This is a genomic window from Spirosoma aerolatum (assembly GCF_002056795.1).
Lineage (GTDB): Bacteria > Bacteroidota > Bacteroidia > Cytophagales > Spirosomataceae > Spirosoma > Spirosoma aerolatum.
In genome coordinates this window covers 2862861-2880686 of record NZ_CP020104.1, presented here as the reverse complement: position 1 = coordinate 2880686, position 17826 = coordinate 2862861, and the positions used below count along the sequence as shown (strand labels likewise).

Below are 17826 nucleotides of genomic sequence, written 5' to 3'. Positions count from 1 at the left end.
TCTTCGTAGACAGCCCTAGCAATTGATGGAGAATATATTGGACAATCCAGCCTGGAACGCCCTGGTATCGGGCAACAAACACTTAGGCGGTGGCACAGACAAGGTAAAATACTTTACACCTGAGGTATCTCCGTTCGTTGCCCTGCACCAAAACACAGCGCAGAACCTCCACCTGCTCGATGCGGCAATTCCCTTTGACAGTCCGATTGGGCTTATTACGACAACCCAATTACCCATTCCTGATTCATGGACGCTTTTGCAGCGGGTAGATGGCTTACAGATGGTTTACGATTCCGTTACCGAAAAGCCCCAAACTAGCCTGCCGATCAGACCCTTGACAAGTGCGGACGTTCCTGACATGATTGCCCTGACCCAGCTAACCCGACCCGGCCCTTTTTCAACCCGAACAATCGAATTCGGTCATTATGAAGGAATCGTTGACGAAGGGAAACTGATTGCCATGAGCGGGCAGCGGCTGAATCCGTTTAGTTATGCTGAAGTCAGTGCCGTTTGTACCCATCCCGACCATCTGGGCAAAGGCTACGCCCGACAACTCATCTCGAATCAGCTCTACCGAATCCAGCAGAGCGAGGGCATACCCTTTCTGCATGTGCGCTCCGACAACAAGCGGGCCATTCAGCTCTACGAAGCAATGAATTTTACGGTTAGGACCGAAATCTACTTCTATTTCATCAAAAGAAAGTAACTTCTCTATAGCCTACTCGGTTCATCGGCAATTGTCGTGCGGATGAACGTCGTTGGTATACTGGTTCACTGGCAGTTCAGAGAAACTGTGGTTGACACCTTCATTCCGATTCACTGATTTTTTCGGTAGCCTCTTCCAGATCATTACCCTCCGGCTGAGGTATTTCTACCCCGTTCTTTGTCTGATCGCCTACGTAGCTGAGTGTCGCCAGCATTGGAAAATGATCCGAACCACAGTTAGGTAAACGCCGGATCGTCTGTAACTGAAAATGATGAGAAACAAAGATGTGATCTAAAGGCCAGCGCAGGAAAAAATAGCGTGCGTGAAACGTATTATATAGCCCCCGGCCAATACGAGGATCTAACAAACCGCTGATTCGTTGAAATAGGCGTGTGGTATGTGACCAGGCTACATCGTTCAGATCGCCCGCAACAATGACAGGGGCCGATTTGGTTCGGGCCTCTTTCCCTACCAGAATCAGTTCGGCATCTCGTTCTGTTGATCGATAATGCTCGGTAGGGCTTGGCGGCATCGGATGTACGCCATAAAAATGAATCAATTGTCCGCTGGGCAGTTCAAGCTGTGCATAAATGGAGGGAATATCGTCCTGAATGAGAAACCGCAACTGATGAAAACGTATGGGAAAGCGGGAATAGAACAGCATGCCATAGGTATTTTCCAGTGGATACAAGATTCTATACGGATACACTTTCTCCAGGTCGACCAGCGCATCCTGCCATTTCTGATTGGCTTCCAGCACTAAAAGTAGGTCTGGTTTATGCTTCTCCGCCAATGCTTTTACCTCAGGCATACGTGTATTTTCCATGAAAACATTCGCAGTCAGTAGCCGTACCGAATCAACATGCTCCGAGACATTTGTCTCTTTATCAGACGCCGAAAAAGAAAGAACCTGCTTTTTATGTAAAGGGGTAAATGGATAAACCAGCCAGAACTGATAGGTTAACGTTGCCAGCAATCCAACAGGTACGATCAGCAGAATGCCATTCACAGGATGTCCCAGGAGCAGCCAGCCCAGCAAGCCAAGAGCCGCCAGCACGGTCAATTGCAAATGCGGGAAGTCCCATATGCGAATCCACCAGTAATCGAGTCGGATTAGATTAATAAACGAAGCGCATATGATACTAATGGAAGCGATAAGCAGCACTAAATCAAGTGTAGGCATGGTGCAAACATAAGGGAATGATTAGCTAACCGAAAAAACAGGATAAGGGTTATAACAGTCCACATTGGGTGTCGGCCGATGTTAATTCATGCTGAAAATGCGCAGCTAGATATAGGTGATGAATCGATACATCTTCTTTCAAAAGTTCAATAATTTCAAAAAGTTATACCATGATAATATTGTATAATTTTTAGAGAAAATGATGCAAATTCAGGCTATTTTAATGCACTAAGTTTGCCCATCGTTTCAATTTCTCAGACGCAATAGGCTTTAGTACATAGCTGAGAAAATCGGCTATGTATATTCCAACAAGCGCCATAACGACCTATTTGTCAAGGCATTAAAGACACTATTGCGCAGTCACTTTACTCACCTTTATCATTATGAAACACATCCGTACCTGGTCCTGGAGCCTGTTTGGCCTGATACAGGTAGGCTTTTCCAGTGTAGTTTTCTCGCAAAGTCTAGCCATTAACCAGACCAATCCTGATCGATTCGCATCGGCTATAATAGCATCTCTGCTAAACGTTACCGGATCAGGAAGTAATCCCCTCATTGCCGACAGAACCATTCGGGGTATTGTCAAGGATGAAACCGGGCAGGGGTTACCGGGCGTCAGTGTCGTTATTAAAAACACAGGTAAGGGGACCACGACCGACGCCAACGGGGCTTATCAACTCACCGTTCCCGACGGAGCCAGTACGCTGGTATTTAGTTTTGTCGGGTACTTAAACCAGGAGGTAGCGCTCAACAGCCAAACCGACGTAAACGTAACCATGCAGGTTGACAGCAAGCAACTGAATGAGGTTGTTGTGGTTGGTTATGGTACGCAGCGCAAACGTGATCTGACGGGGTCGGTCGTTGCCATCAAAGGCGACGAAGTCACCAAAGTTCCAGTCACCTCGCCCGTTGAAGCCTTACAGGGCAAGATTCCTGGAGCCGATATTACCCGAACAAATGGATATGCTGGGCAAGGCGCTTCGATCCGTATTCGGGGTAATCGTTCGATTGCCAACCCCAGCAACTCCAACAACGTGCTGTACATTGTCGATGGCGTACAGGGCGTTGCCGCATCGGACATCAACCCCAACGATATTGCCACGATTGACGTACTGAAAGATGCCTCATCGACAGCCATTTATGGATCACGAGGGGCCAATGGGGTTATCATTATCACGACCAAACGGGGTACTACCGGCAAAGCGAAACTGAGCCTTAACTCCTACGCCGGTATTTCTGAAGTGGCTGGCTATGGTAAGTTCATGACGGGGCCTGAGTACATCGATTTCCGGCGAGAAGCCTACCGGGCATCGGGCACCTGGAGCAGCCCAGCCGATGATCCGAAGATTTTCAACGCCCCGCAGCTAGATGCCATTCAGAAGCAGCAATTCCCGGTATGGCCTGATTTGCTGTTGCATAACGGCTTTCAGCAGAACCATCAGATTGGCATTACGGGCGGAACCGATAAAACCAAAATCTACTTCTCGGCCGAATATTTTAACGAAAAAGGCTTGATGAAACTGGATGAGTACAATCGCTATTCGGCCCGGATCAACGTCGATCAGACCATCAACGACTGGGTCAAAGTAGGTATCCAGACGCAACTGGCCTACATCGACAATGACATCCGCCGGGACCCGTTCAACCGGGCTTCGAGCATCCTGCCGCTGGGCACTCCATACGACGAAAACGGTAACTTTATTGCGTTTCCGCTGGGTGGGAGCATCATCAATCCACTGGCCGACGAACAACCCAATGCCTATAAACGCAATACCAAAACCAACCGGGGTACACTATCGACGTATCTGGAACTAACCCCCTTCAACGGGTTCACTTTCCGGTCGACACTGGGGGCTATTTTCGCGACTTCCGAAGCAGGCAGTTATTACGGCGTGAACACCATCGACGGTGCGGGCAGCCGTTCGCAGGCATCCATCACCAACAACCAGAGCCGGAACCTGAGCTGGGAAAACGTATTTACTTACAAACGGGCTATCCAGGACCACTCATTCACGGTTACGGCCGTCAACAGTTATCTGACATTTACCAACACATCGAGCTATGCGGGCGGTAACAACCAGTTGATTCCGGCTCAGTATTTCTACAACCTGACGGCCGCCAATCAGAACCCGTTCTACGGCAGTGGCTACACCCAGAATAAGCTCATTTCGTTTACCGGACGGATTAACTACAGTTTCAAAGATAAGTACTTGCTGACGGTTACAGGTCGTTCAGACGGTTCCTCTAAATTGGGCGAAGGGCACAAATGGGCCTTTTTTCCATCAGTTGGCCTGGGCTGGCGGATCAGTGACGAAGCGTTCATGAAGAACCAGAATCTGGTGACCGATCTTAAAATTCGGGCTAGCTACGGAAAATCGGGGAACGACGTGATCAACCCCTACGCTACGCAGAATTCGCTTTCGACCGTGTCCTTTTCATACAACGACGCCAATGCGGCCAATGCCTATTTGATCAACCAAACCATCGGCAATCAGGATTTACAATGGGAATTAACCACAACAGCCGATGTGGGTCTGGACGTGGGGTTATGGAATAATCGCATTACGGCAAACATCGACTACTACGATGCGCGGACCAACGACCTGATTTTCCCCTACACCCTGCCTCTGCTCACGGGCGTAACGACCGTCAATCGAAACATTGGCAAAACCCGAAACCGGGGACTTGAAATCGGTATCACCACGCAGAACATCAATAAGAAAGGTTTTAGCTGGTCGAGCAACGTGACGTTTGCCCGAAACAAAGAGATGATTGTGTCACTGCCCAACGGCAACGTCATTGCCGACGATTACCGGAACTCACTCATCGAAGGTCAGCCTTCGCAGATTTATTACGACTACAAAAAGCTGGGTATCTGGCAATTGGGGGAAGAATCCGAAGCGGCTAAATACAATGCGATTCCCGGTGATATCAAGATTGCCGACCTGAACAACGACGGTAAAATTGACGGCACCGACCGAACAATCATTGGGTCACGTGTACCCTCGTGGACGGGAGGTTTTAGTAACGACATCCGGTACAAAAATTTCGATCTGAACATCTTGCTGGTAGCCCGGGTAGGCCAGTGGATCAGCTCGGATTATTACGCCAAATACACCCGCAACGCCAGCAGCAACGGAGCCAGCATCGATTACTGGACCCCCGAAAACCCAACAAACGATTACCCACGTCCGAATGCGACCCGTAGCTCTACCTACGTCACCACACTGACGGAACGGCAGGCTTCGTTTGCTAAAATTCGGAACATCACACTGGGATACACCATTCCGAAGGCAATCACCAGCAAAATCAAAGTGGATAACCTGCGGGTGTATGTGTCGGGCAAAAATCTGCACACATTCAGCAATCTGAACGATTTCGACCCCGAAGGGGAGGGCGTCATCGACCGTCCGCTCAACCGCCTGTACGTGTTTGGACTAAATCTTGGGTTTTAGTTTTAAAAGAGCGAAAAAGTGAAAGAGCGGCTGACGCATGTTTTCGCTCTCCGCTCCGGTAGTCCAGCTATTCACTCTTTCGCTCATTCACTCTTTCGCTCATTCACTCTTTTGCTCTTTCACCATGAAATCATACCTAAAATATATTCCCGTAGTTGCGCTTGCCGCTTCGTTCTTCTCCTGCGAAAAGCAGTTGCAGGAATACAATCCGGCAGGGTCTACGGCGCAAAGTCTGTTTACTACTCCCGAAGGGATTGAAGCAGGGGTCAATGGATTATACACCTACAACCGCTATTTCTACGGCAAAGAAGAAGGCGAGGCACTCATGGAAATGGGCACCGACATCTGGACCAACGCAGCCAATGCCGGAAATTCGGGCAGCAACGGTGTGTTTCCGCAACCACCCCTGATGACTTATCAGGGCCTGACAACCGACAACGTCTGGGTCAAAACCCGAATGTGGCAGCAATGCTTTGCCGCCATCAATCTGGCCAACAACGTGCTGAAATACCTACCTACATCGGGGGCAACGGCTACCCGGCAGAAAGAACTGGAAGGACAGGCTCGTTTCATGCGGGCGTGGTACTACTATCATCTGGTTGAAAGTTTTGGGCCGGTGCCTCTGCTATTACAGCCTACCGAAACCATCGAAACTACCGCAACCCGTACGCCCGTCGATGCCGTGTATGAGCAGATTATGACCGATTTACAGCTTGCCGTGACGAGCATCCCAGTAACCACGACCGATTACGGACGCATTACGCGGCCAGCCGCCGAAGCCTTTCTGGCGAAAGTGTATCTGACGCGTGGTAAACACCAGGAAGCCAGCAATTATGCGAAGAAAGTAATTATGGGCTATACGTATAAACTGCTTCCCTCCTACGCCGATTTGTGGAAGATTACCAACCAGCAAAATTCAGAAATCCTGTGGGCGGTAAACTATTCGTCTAACCTGACCTTCAACGCGGGCAGCAATGTTAACCACACGCTATTTCTAATGGAATACAACACCCAGCCGGGCATGAAACGCGATGTGGCCAATGGATTTCCGAATGTTCGCTATATGCCGACGCTGTTTCTGTTGAATCTGTTCAACGAACAAAACGACGCACGTTACGATGCATCGTTCAAATCCGTTTGGTATGCCAATGAAACCGATGCCACCAAACGTCCGGCAGGTATGAATCTGGGCGACACAGCCGTCCTGACGACCAAATACCCAGTGACGACCGCTTTCCGGCAATCGAAAAAGTACCGGATTTATGATGTGAACGATGTGTACAAGGCCGATGGAACGCCTAACGACCGTTTTCACTACGTATCGCTCCGCAAATTCGACGACCCTACCCGCGCAACCGATGCCACGACCGAAAGTTCGCGCGATGCCTATATATTACGACTTGGCGAAGTCTATCTGCTAGCGGCTGAAGCCCAACTTAACCTCGGCAAAAAAGACTCAGCAGCGTATTATCTGAACGAAATTCGCACGCGGGCGGCCCAACCTGGTAAACAGGCGGCCATGCGTATAACTGCTGCCGACGTAACGCTCGACTTTATTCTGGACGAGCGGGCCCGCGAACTGGCTGGCGAACAGGTACGCTGGTTCGACCTGAAACGGACCAACAAACTGGTTGAACGGGTAAGAAAGTATAACCCCGATGCAGGCAAGTACATACAGGATTTCCACGTCGTACGACCGATTCCGCAAAGTGAAATCGATGCGGTTACGAGTAAAGGTGATTTTAAACAGAATCCGGGGTATTAGCAGCTAGTCAGATGCCATTCATGCACATCCTGAAAGTCGTGAACTTTCGGGATGTGCTGTTATTGGGAAACTCCAGTTAAGACTAATCTAGTGTGGTATGTCCAATACGCCCAGCAGCTCTAGAAGTGAATATGCGGGAAAACACGACACGGGGCCCGACCATTCGTTGTTTGCCTAGCTAGTTCAACCAATCATTGCTCCTGATGATGACATTTGGAGATAGTAAAGCCCACGCCCATTTCTTATACGGCTCTCAAGCTTTTCACCGGGTTTCTAATGGCTGATTTGTTCAGTTTTGAGAAACCTCACAGTGTCACATTGGAGAATCTGACGCCACAGCTATTTCTGCTTTATTAAACGCAGCTAAACGGATAAACAGATGCTAAATTTTTAACGCAAAACGCGACCAGGGTTTTTTGTATAAATCGCTTCTACCTGGATAAATAGTGCTGAGTTCAATATGATAAACGCGATAGAATACCAAAATCCATAATGGGGCGTAAGTAAATGAGCGGAACTAGTTTAGGGTATACCGCAAGGACGTTCCTGCAGGTTCTATTCCGCTAATATGCTACAACTTCCAGAAAAAAAGATGGAGGTTGACGGATGGATGAGTCAGTACATTTGTCCTGGTTCTGCTTACTGTTCGACAGGTCGATGTCTCGAAATTTTTGTACGCAGGAACAGCTAACGCCATGATTCGTACAGCTTTCTTTTTGATTCTTCTCCTGCTAACCTTGCCAGCAACGGCCCAAAAAGCGGTTCAACATAGTCCGTCAATAACGCTTGTTATTCCACAATCCGCACATGCCCGTATCGCGTTCGGGGTCGAAAAGCTGAAGCAGGCGCTAACAAAAGCAGGCTATCAGGTTTCCGTTGCATCGAGAATGCCAACCAAAGGCGGTCAGCAAATTATTATTGGGCAATGGTCGGATAGTGGGGTTAACCAAGTGGCGGCTGCCTATTCGCTTTCCGAAGCAAAAGAAACGGGGAAAGAAAGTTTTACTATTCGGAAAGAGGCTCAGAAGCCCTTGCTTATCGCGGGTGCCGATGCATCGGGCACGTTGTACGGTTGTCTGGAATTAGCGGACCGAGTAGCCGAAACAGGTAAACTACCCGAAACGATCAACATTAGCGACAAACCCGAAATGGTATTGCGCGGTACGTGCGTGGGCGTTCAGAAACCAACCTACCTGCCCGGACGTACTGTATACGAATATCCCTATACGCCCGAAACCTTTCCGTGGCTGTATGATAAGGCGCTATGGATTCGCTATCTGGATATGCTGGTTGAGAACCGCTACAACTCGCTGTATTTGTGGAATGGTCACCCGTTTGCGTCGCTGGTGCGGCTGAACGAATACCCGTATGCCGTAGAGGTTGATGATGCGACCTTCAAAAAGAACGAAGACATGTTCCGGTTTCTGACCGAAGAAGCCGATAAACGCGGTATCTGGGTTATTCAGATGTTCTACAATATTATCGTCTCGAAACCCTTCGCCGAACATCACCACATCAAAACGCAGGATCGCAATCGCCCAATTACCCCACTTATTGCCGACTATACGCAGAAATCCATTGCGGCCTTCGTCCAGAAATACCCGAACGCTGGTTTGCTCATTACGCTTGGCGAAGCGATGGAAGGAGTCGGCCAGGATGATGTCGACTGGTTTACCAAAACGATTATACCCGGTGTCAAAGACGGCTTGAAAGCGCTGGGGCAGACCACCGAACCGCCCATTGTGCTACGTGCCCACGATACCGACGCGCCCCGCGTCATGAAAGCGGCTCTGCCCCTGTATAAAAACCTGTACACGATGGCGAAATACAATGGTGAAGCGCTTACCACCTACACCCCACGCGGCAAATGGGCCGACCTGCACCGCACTCTAAGCAACATCGGTACTGTTCACGTTGAGAATGTACATATTCTGGCTAATCTGGAACCCTTCCGATACGGTTCGGCCGATTTTATTCAGAAGTCGGTTCAGGCGATGCACACTGTATACGGTGCCAACGGTCTGCACCTCTATCCCGAAGCCTCGTACTGGGATTGGCCCTATACTGCCGATAAAACCAGCCCTCGCCAACTCCAGCTCGACCGAGACTGGCTATGGTACAAAACCTGGGCGCGTTACGCCTGGAAAGCGAATCGAAATCGGTCGGACGAAATCACCTACTGGGGTAATCAACTGGCGGCCCAATACGGTCTCTCGCCGGAAAAAGGGAAAGATGTATTGGAAGCTTACGAACAGGCGGGTGAGATTGAGCCAAAACTTCTGCGTCGCTATGGCATCACCGACGGTAACCGCCAGACATTGACCCTTGGGATGCTCATGACCCAGTTGATCAATCCGTTCCGTTATGGGCTGTTCACGCTTATGTACGAATCCGAAGCGCCCGAAGGCGAAATGATTATCGATTACGCCGAAAAAGACTGGAAGCACGAAAAGCACATTGGCGAAACGCCCGTTCAAATTGCTGATGAAGTGATTGAGCACGGTAAAAAAGCAGTAGCGGCCATCGACAAAGCGTCTGATGCCGTAACAAAAGGCAAGGTCGAGTTCAACCGGCTGAAAAACGATATGTATTGCCAGAATGCGCTGGCCAATTTCTACGCCCAGAAAGCCCGTGCCGCCATTGCCGTACTACGTTACAAATATTCGAACGACATCCACGATCTGGAAAAGGCCGTACCGTTGCTCGAAAGCAGTGTGAAGCATTTTACCGATCTGACGAATCTCACCAGAGACACGTATCTGTACGCCAATAGCATGCAGACACAACAGCGAAAAATTCCCATGCGTGGTGTCGATGGAACCTACAAAACGTGGGAGGAAATGCTACCGGTTTATCAGAAAGAACTCAGCCGATTCAAACACGTAATTGACTCCCTGAAATCAACCCCCGCTACGGCCGCCAGGAAACCGGTCATACTAAAACCAGCCACCGTCACCATTCAAAGGCCAACGGCTGACCTGTACGCCATCAAAAAAGGCCAACGGGCTTTTGCCGATACGTCTCTCACGATCAGCGACGTAACGCCCGAATTGACGCAGTTGAAGGGGCTGAAACTGGCAAAATCCAAACAGCAGTCGGAGCGCACCAGCCTGACCTTCACGGCGTCGCAACCCGTGAAGTTGCTCGTCGGTTTTTTCAACGAAAAGAACCCGAACTACCTACCCGTTCCTGAACTTGAAACCGACGCCAGCGCCAACGACTACGGCCAGTCGGACATCAAGATCTCGAATGCGATTCTGATTGACGGATTACCGCCCGTCAATGTGCATACCTACTCGTTCAAAGCGGGTCAGCATACACTGAATTTAGGTAAGGGAGCCTGCCTGCTCCTTGGCTTTATGGACGGTGATCAGGAAATACCCGTTTTCGACGCCGGTCTGGCCGGAAATAAAAAGAACATCGACTGGCTGTTTGAGTAAGCTATATCTTGTGAAGTAATTACACAAACTATATCTTTGATGCACTAATGCCCTTCAGTGCACTGTAAACTAAATTTTCTGGCATTTTTCTGTCCTTCCGAGGAACGACCGGGCCGCCGGAGCGGGAACCTTCGGATGAGTATCGTCTTTTTTTCTATCCCGAAGATTCCTCCTGCGTCGGAATGACAGAAAATTTAGTTTACAATGTATTCAGTATGACTGAAAAAGAAGTATTGCTTGACTTAAAACGCAATATGGAAGAGCAATTGGAGCAACTAGAAGAGATGATATGGTGGGGCGTAGATGAAGATGATGATCAATTTCAATTTCTTGTCAGGAAAGCTGCCAATTATCGAGATACCCTTAAAAAGATCAATGAACGTTTAAGCGAACTTTAAATCCTTAGTTGATCTATGGAAGAAGCAAAAAATTATTTAGAGCGTTATACGAAAGCCACCTCGCGCGAGGAGCGCAAGATAGTCCTTGCTGACTATCAGCAATTTCTAGGGTCATTGCCAATTGACCAACGAAACGAAATTCGTCAGTTTATGAAACCCTATTTTGAGTCTAAACTGGCAGAACGAGTCAACACGCTCGATGCATTAACCGAAAAAGCCAATCTGATTCTCAGCCAAAAAGGGAAAATTACTTACGAGGGGAAAGAATATATTCTGGGTGAGTGGGTTACCATCGCCGATTACTGTCGACTCTATAATTTTAAGCCATCACGCGTACAAAACTGGATTGACCGGGAAATAGTCCCCCGGCAAAATGTAATTGTCATCCAGGAATTGAACAATTTGAAATTGGTAAAAAACGTCCCCTACCGGATGTAGTTACAGCGTAATTTAAGTTTTCTATCATTCCGAGGAACGACAGAAAGCAGAATGACAAAAAAAACCAGAGAAATTAACCAACAAGGCATTTAGACAGCCAGTAGCCTCTTGTAGATACAGGATTATCTACCGGGAAGAATCCTGTAAATCCTGTCAGAAAAACGTACTCCCTAGGTAGCAATTATCAGCTCGATTTCGTTGTCGTGAAACACCTGCTTGTGTTTCTCTTCGATACCCGCATCCGTAATGATGTAATCAATCAGCGACAACGCGCCCAGACTGGCGAAAGCGCTTTTACCGATCTTGGTCGAATCAGCGACCAGATAGGTCGTGTCGGCCGCGTCGATCATCGCTTTTTTGACGACCAGATCACTGATACTCGGATAGGTCAGTCCCGATTTGAGCGAGATACCCGCCGTAGCCAGAAACAACTTCTGCACGTTGATTCCCTTGAAAAAATCGGCGGCTTTCTGCCCGGTCAGCGACAAGGTAGGCGGTTTGAATTCACCCCCGGTCATAATCACCTCAATACCGGGTTCGGCTCCCAGAATTAGCGCGATATTCAGGGCGTTGGTGATGACTGTCAGGTTTTTGTAGCCCAGCAGCTTTTTAGCGATCTCGGTCGTTGTCGAACCGGAGTCCAGAATGATGCTGTCGCCACTTTCGATAAACTCCAGGCATTTGTTGGCAATGGCTTCTTTCTTATCAATATTCTCCTGATTGCCGAGCGAAAACGTACGCACCTGATCTTCGACGTTTTTCAGATAAGCGCCCCCATGTTCTTTAATGACCAGACCGTCTTTTTCCAGTTTCTCCAGGTCCTGACGAATCGTCACTTCGGTCACTTTGAAGATCCGGGCCAGGTCGACCACCTTGGCAGATCCGTCTTCCTTTAACAGTTCGAGTATTTTATCCCGGCGTTGGTTCGGCAGCATACTGACTTCTTTCATATCGAAAACAATCAAAAGTAAAGAAAAGAATCATTTCCTTCGGCAATCTGGTGAGGCCATCGACACAAGCTCAGCGCATTAGTCCTGTTCCTTCGTCTATCAACGAACCATAGCAACTGCTACGCTGCAAAAACGGCAAAAGCTCAAGGCTGTTCCTTCGTCTATCAACGAACCATAGCCCCCCACTCTAAACCGAAAACGGCTAATCGGAACGCATTAGGCACGTTGCTAAAATCATACAAACCGCCGAAAAAATCATACAAGTTACCGGACAGGAAAATCTCATTCTTTGTACATGCTAAACCCACTGGTTAAAACCCTGTTTCCTGTATACCTTATGTTGGTCCTCTTTCTGGCCTGTGGTTGCCCAGGGGAAGCCCAAAAAATCGATTCGCCTAAACTTTCTATCTCCCAAAATGGCCGATTTCTGGCCATTGGTACTAACAAACCCTTTTTCTGGTTGGGCGATACGGGCTGGCTGTTGTTTACCCGACTGACGCGCGACGAAACCGAACAATATCTCGAAAACCGAAAGCAGAAAGGCTTCAATGTGGTGCAGGTCATGGTTTTGCATACGCTGGCAGCCGCTAATGTATATGGTGATTCGGCCCTCATCAATAAAAACATCGCAACCCCGAAACTCACTGATGGGGCCTCTTTCAGTGACGCGACCCAATACGATTTCTGGGACCATGTTGATTTTGTAGTCAACAAAGCTGCTGAAAAGGGCATCTATATAGCGATGGTGCCGCTTTGGGGCAACAATGTTAAGAGCAAACTGGTCGATCAGCAACGGGCGAAAACCTACGCCGAGTTCCTCGCAAACCGCTACAAAAACCGTCCGAACATCATCTGGCTGGATGGGGGTGACATCAAAGGCAGCGACTCACTGGATGTCTGGAAAACCATCGGCCAAACCCTCAATCGGATCGACACAACTCACCTGATCACCTTTCATCCACGCGGTCGTTCGTCGTCGTCGGAGTGGTTTCATAATGAACCCTGGCTGGATTTCAACATGATACAGTCGGGTCATAAGTCGTATGCCCAGGATACATCCGCGAAAGATAAACAGCATTATGGCGAAGACAACTGGCGGTATATGCAGGCCGATCTGGCGCTAAAACCAACCAAGCCCGTGATAGATGGCGAACCGTCGTATGAGCAGATTCCGCATGGTTTACACGACCTACAAGGCCCCCGATGGACAGCCGATGATGTGCGTCGCTATGGCTACTGGTCGGTACTGGCGGGCGCGTTTGGCTATACCTATGGGCACAATTCGGTCCTTCAATTCTATAAAAAAGGCGACAGCAAGAGTTCGTTCGGCGCTATCGACGACTGGAAAAAAGCCCTTGATGCACCCGGAGCCTCTCAGATGATTCACCTGAAAAGCCTGCTGCTCAGGTACTCCTTTTTCGACCGCATTCCCGATCAGTCGCTCATCGCCAATCAGGGCAATCGATACGACTATCTGGTCGCCAGTCGCGGCCCTGATTACGCATTGGTTTATACGTACACGGGTCGGAACATCAGGCTGAATATGGGCAAACTGCCCGGCAATACGGTAGCGGCTTCGTGGTACAGCCCCCGCGATGGCAAAACAACCGCCATTGGCGACATAACCAACACAGGTATTTATGAATTTAACCCACCAGCCGAGCCTAAAAATGGCAACGATTGGGTATTAGTCATTCAGAAGAAATGAAGCGTTTAGTTTTCCTGCTTGGCCTCGTCGCCAGTTTAAGCTCCTGCACGAAAGAGGTGTATCTGTTCAGTTCGTTTCATGAACCGGCCAGCGAGGGGTTACGCTTTCTATACAGCTACGACGGCTATAAATGGACGGACCTGAACCGCACATTTCTCAAACCCGAAATTGGCACTCAGAAAGTCATGCGCGACCCGTCGATTGCGCAGGGGAAAGATGGCACCTTCCATCTGGTCTGGACGAGTAGCTGGCGCGATGATAAAGGGTTTGGCTATGCCTATTCGAAAGACCTGATTCACTGGTCGCCGGAGCGGTTTATTCCGGTGATGGAATACGAACCGACCACCGTGAACGTCTGGGCACCCGAACTGTTTTACGACGATGTAGCCGACCAGTTCGTAATTAGCTGGGCTTCTACTATTCCCGGCCGATTCGAACGCGGTCAGGAAGAGGAGAACAATAACCACCGGATGTATTACACCACCACGAAGGACTTTCAGACGTTTGCCCCAACCCATCTCTTTATGGACCCAAAATTCAGTGTCATCGATGCAGTGATTGTCAAGCGCAAACCCTCAGACTATGTACTAGTCCTGAAAGACAACACCCGCCCGGAGCGCAACCTCAAAGTGGCGTTTGGCTCGCAGGCAACCGGGCCATACACCAATGTATCAGCTCCCTTCACCAAAAAATTCACCGAAGGCCCGTCCGTTGCCAAAGTTGGCAACGATTGGCTGATCTACTTCGATTCGTATCAGGACAAAACCTACGACGCCGTCCGAACGCGCGATTTCAAAACCTTTACGGATATAAAGTCAGAAATTTCCGTTCCTGAAGGCCATAAACACGGTACGATTTTTAAAGCGAAACGAAAGATTTTGAAACGATTAGTAAAGTGAAAATAAGCGTATTCTTTGTTATAGCACTTCTCACACTCGCTCGGCTTGCTACGGCGCAGCAGACCGAACGGCGCTACCTATCGGGAACGGGGAATGATCATACTGTAAACTGGCATTTCTACTGCACTGCCGGACAGAATTCGGGCCGATGGACAACTATTCCGGTACCATCGAACTGGGAGTTGCAGGGGTTCGGGAAATACAACTACGGGTTCAACAAAGACAGTGCGAAAGGCAAGGAACAGGGGCTTTACAAATACGAATTTCAGGCACCGGCAGCCTGGAAAGGGAAACACGTGAATCTGGTGTTTGAGGGCGTAATGACCGACGCCGACATAAAAATTAACGGCAAATCGGCCGGAGCCATTCACCAGGGTTCGTACTACGCCTTCGACTACGAGGTATCCTCGCTACTGAACTACGGCACCAGCAATTTACTCGAAGCTACCGTCTCGAAACATTCGGCCAACCCGTCGGTAAACGACGCCGAACGTAAAGGGGACTTCTGGATTTTCGGGGGTATTTTCCGGCCTGTTTATCTGGAAATTCTCCCAACCGAACACATCGCTCACGTAGCCATCGACGCCAAAGCCAATGGAACATTTACGGCTCAGTTACAGATTCAGGGCAACAACAAACCCGCCGACCTAACTGCCCAAATCTACACGATGGCCGGTCAAAAAGTGGGCACGCCCTTCACGACCAAGATTGGCGCAGGTGTTCAACAGATCACGCTGACCAAAACCATCGCCAATCCGCTTTTGTGGACCTCCGAAACGCCGAACCGCTATAAAGTTGAATGTCGCTTGCAACAGGGCGGAAAGACCGTCCACGTCGTTACGCAAACCTTTGGCTTCCGCACAGTAGAAGTTCGGCAGCGGGATGGCATCTACGTCAATGGCACCAAAATCAAACTGAAGGGCGTAAACCGACACTCGTTCTGGCCAACATCGGGACGAACGCTGAGTAAATCGATCAGTGTTCTGGATGTCAACCTGATGAAAGACATGAACATGAACGCCGTCCGAATGTCGCACTACCCACCCGACGATCATTTTCTGGATGTCTGCGATTCGCTGGGGTTGTTTGTATTCGATGAACTGGCGGGCTGGCACGGGCATTACGACACGCCCACCGGCACCAAACTCCTGCACGAACTCATTCGTCACGATGTTAATCACCCATCGGTCATACTCTGGATCAACGGCAACGAAGGTGGACACAATCGAGAGCTAGATCCGCTTTTCGCCCAGAAAGACATTCAGAAACGCCACTTGCTACACGCCTGGGAAGATTTCAACGGCTTCGATACGCAGCATTACCGCGAATACAACTACGGCATTGGCAATTATAACCTCGGCCATTCGATTACCTTACCCACCGAGTTTCTGCACGGTTTGTACGATGGCGGGCACGGCGCTGGTCTGGACGATTATTGGGAAGCGATGTGGCACGAACCGCTCGCAGCCGGTGGTTTCCTGTGGGATTTTGCCGATCAGGGCATTGTCCGTACCGACCGGAATAGAGGAAAAGGCCTGCTCGATACCGACGGCAATCGTGGGGCCGATGGCATTGTGGGGCCATACCGCGAAAAGGAAGGGAGCTTTTTTACGGTCAAAGAAGTCTGGTCGCCCATCCGGCTGGAACGTCGGGAAATTACCCCCACCTTCGATGGTACGTTCCCGGTCGAAAACCGCTACCATTTTACTAATCTCAATCAGTGCTCGTTTACCGGGAAATTAGTCAAAGTCGGAGGTTCATACAGCGCGGGCAAACCGTTTTCGGTGGCTGCCCCCAACCTGAAACCGCTGGAAAAAGGCGTATTGAAAGCAACTCTCCCCACCGACTGGACGACCTACGATCTGTTGTACATTACAGCAACGGACCCGTTCCATCGCGAACTGTTTACCTGGAGCTTCCCGATTACGTTACCCGATAAGTTTGCGGCCACAATGGTCAACACCGAAGGTTCGGGTAGTGTAACGCTCAGCGAAACCGATTCACTCTATACCGTAACAGCGAATGGTATTCGCCTGTCAATCAGCCGGAAGAACGGCATACTACGTCAGGTTTCGAATGCCAACGGAAACATTCTACTAACCAACGGGCCTATTTTGCAGGAAGCCGTTACGAACTTCAGCCACTTCACCCAGCGAAGCGACGGCAAAAATATCATCATCGAATCGACCTTCGACCGAAAAACGGCTTTCAATACCCTGCAATGGACCATCTATCCATCGGGTTGGGTAAAGATGCGGGTGCGCTATTTCCCGAATGCCTATTTCACCTTTATGAATGGGGTCAATTTCTCGTTCCCGGAAGACAAAATGAAGGCGGTTAAGTGGATGGGGAAAGGTCCCTACCGCGTCTGGAAAAACCGACTGAAGGGTGGTACGCTGGGCGTCTGGAGCAAAGCCTACAACAACACCGAAACGGGTGAACAACCCTTGGTTTATCCCGAATTCAAAGGCTATCACGCCAATATGTACTGGTGCCGGTTCGAAGCCGATAATCCGTTTATTGTCGCAACCGAGAACGAAGATGTGTTTTTCCGGCTTTTCACCCCGGCCTGGAAAACCGACCAGTGGCACAATTACGAACCTCTTTTTCCATCGGGCGATCTTTCGTTTATGCAGGGCATTCCAAGTATTGGCACCAAAACCCAGCGTAACGAAACCACCGGCCCGATGGGGCAGAAATACGCATTTTACGACTATGAAAAAGAACCCGCCCGCGCCAAAGAATTAGTCTTATACTTTGACTTTTCAGTGCAGTGATTCCGTTTTGTTTGTCATTCCGACCGCAGAGAGGAATCTCACGCTTGACTTATGAAGAACTTTGAGATTCCTCTCTGCGGTCGGAATGACAAACAAATTTCATCCGC

The 17826-nt window shown here is 49.4% G+C and carries 11 protein-coding genes; 9 read left to right on the top strand and 2 right to left on the bottom strand.

The genetic code is table 11. The features are described from left to right. Positions 1-25 precede the first annotated feature (25 nt). Positions 26-706 (top strand): GNAT family N-acetyltransferase, encoded by a 681-nt coding sequence (locus B5M13_RS11560; protein ID WP_080055817.1) that lies wholly within the window; start codon positions 26-28, stop codon positions 704-706. Positions 707-806: 100 nt separating this feature from the next. Here B5M13_RS11560 and B5M13_RS11555 read toward each other — a convergent pair whose 3' ends face one another. Further along, a complete protein-coding gene (locus tag B5M13_RS11555; protein WP_080055816.1) occupies positions 807-1889 on the bottom strand; it encodes an endonuclease/exonuclease/phosphatase family protein in 1083 nt (360 codons plus the stop codon). 383 nt (positions 1890-2272) lie between these two features. Between B5M13_RS11555 and B5M13_RS11550 the strand changes: the two genes are divergently transcribed. The 5 genes from B5M13_RS11550 (at position 2273) to B5M13_RS11530 (ending at position 11385) form a co-directional block, all read left to right on the top strand. Beyond that, entirely contained in the window at positions 2273-5344 is a 3072-nt protein-coding gene (locus B5M13_RS11550) for a SusC/RagA family TonB-linked outer membrane protein (protein WP_080055815.1), read from the top strand. A gap of 124 nt (positions 5345-5468) precedes the next feature. Next, positions 5469-7109, top strand: a complete 1641-nt coding sequence (locus B5M13_RS11545) for a RagB/SusD family nutrient uptake outer membrane protein (RefSeq protein ID WP_080055814.1) — start codon at positions 5469-5471, stop codon at positions 7107-7109. Positions 7110-7804: 695 nt separating this feature from the next. Beyond that, positions 7805-10549: an alpha-d-galacturonidase gene (locus B5M13_RS11540; RefSeq protein WP_080055813.1), complete on the top strand. Its 2745-nt coding sequence runs from the start codon at positions 7805-7807 to the stop codon at positions 10547-10549. A 215-nt stretch (positions 10550-10764) separates the two neighbouring features. After that, positions 10765-10947, top strand: a complete 183-nt coding sequence (locus tag B5M13_RS11535; protein WP_080055812.1) for a hypothetical protein — start codon at positions 10765-10767, stop codon at positions 10945-10947. Positions 10948-10962: 15 nt separating this feature from the next. Next, entirely contained in the window at positions 10963-11385 is a 423-nt protein-coding gene (locus tag B5M13_RS11530; RefSeq protein ID WP_080055811.1) for a hypothetical protein, read from the top strand. 170 nt (positions 11386-11555) lie between these two features. Here the strand turns inward: B5M13_RS11530 and B5M13_RS11525 are convergent, their stop codons facing one another. Then, positions 11556-12320 carry a DeoR/GlpR family DNA-binding transcription regulator gene (locus B5M13_RS11525; protein WP_080059888.1) on the bottom strand — a complete coding sequence of 255 codons (765 nt, stop codon included), beginning with the start codon at positions 12318-12320 and terminating at the stop codon, positions 11556-11558. A 310-nt stretch (positions 12321-12630) separates the two neighbouring features. On the opposite strand from B5M13_RS11525, the gene B5M13_RS11520 reads away from it, so the two are divergent. From B5M13_RS11520 to B5M13_RS11510, 3 genes are read left to right on the top strand one after another with little or no spacing between them, the layout of a single operon-like run. Then, complete coding sequence (locus B5M13_RS11520) at positions 12631-14043, top strand: glycoside hydrolase family 140 protein (protein ID WP_218919491.1); 1413 nt, start codon at positions 12631-12633, stop codon at positions 14041-14043. Then, positions 14040-14942: a glycoside hydrolase family 43 protein gene (locus B5M13_RS11515; protein WP_080055810.1), complete on the top strand. Its 903-nt coding sequence runs from the start codon at positions 14040-14042 to the stop codon at positions 14940-14942. Before B5M13_RS11520 ends, B5M13_RS11515 begins: the two co-directional genes overlap by 4 nt. Further along, positions 14939-17719 (top strand): glycoside hydrolase family 2 protein, encoded by a 2781-nt coding sequence (locus B5M13_RS11510; RefSeq protein ID WP_155297236.1) that lies wholly within the window; start codon positions 14939-14941, stop codon positions 17717-17719. The genes B5M13_RS11515 and B5M13_RS11510 overlap by 4 nt, the downstream gene beginning before the upstream one ends. Positions 17720-17826: the final 107 nt, after the last annotated feature.

Bases quoted from the DNA above. Each gene is read 5' to 3' on its own strand.
- B5M13_RS11530 (WP_080055811.1), top strand. From the start codon at position 10,963: ATGGAAGAAGCAAAAAATTATTTAGAGCGTTATACGAAAGCCACCTCG.
- B5M13_RS11555 (WP_080055816.1), bottom strand. From the start codon at position 1,889: ATGCCTACACTTGATTTAGTGCTGCTTATCGCTTCCATTAGTATCATA.
- B5M13_RS11535 (WP_080055812.1), top strand. From the start codon at position 10,765: ATGACTGAAAAAGAAGTATTGCTTGACTTAAAACGCAATATGGAAGAG.
- B5M13_RS11545 (WP_080055814.1), top strand. From the start codon at position 5,469: ATGAAATCATACCTAAAATATATTCCCGTAGTTGCGCTTGCCGCTTCG.
- B5M13_RS11540 (WP_080055813.1), top strand. From the start codon at position 7,805: ATGATTCGTACAGCTTTCTTTTTGATTCTTCTCCTGCTAACCTTGCCA.
- B5M13_RS11525 (WP_080059888.1), bottom strand. From the start codon at position 12,320: ATGCTGCCGAACCAACGCCGGGATAAAATACTCGAACTGTTAAAGGAA.
- B5M13_RS11520 (WP_218919491.1), top strand. From the start codon at position 12,631: ATGCTAAACCCACTGGTTAAAACCCTGTTTCCTGTATACCTTATGTTG.
- B5M13_RS11550 (WP_080055815.1), top strand. From the start codon at position 2,273: ATGAAACACATCCGTACCTGGTCCTGGAGCCTGTTTGGCCTGATACAG.
- B5M13_RS11560 (WP_080055817.1), top strand. From the start codon at position 26: ATGGAGAATATATTGGACAATCCAGCCTGGAACGCCCTGGTATCGGGC.
- B5M13_RS11515 (WP_080055810.1), top strand. From the start codon at position 14,040: ATGAAGCGTTTAGTTTTCCTGCTTGGCCTCGTCGCCAGTTTAAGCTCC.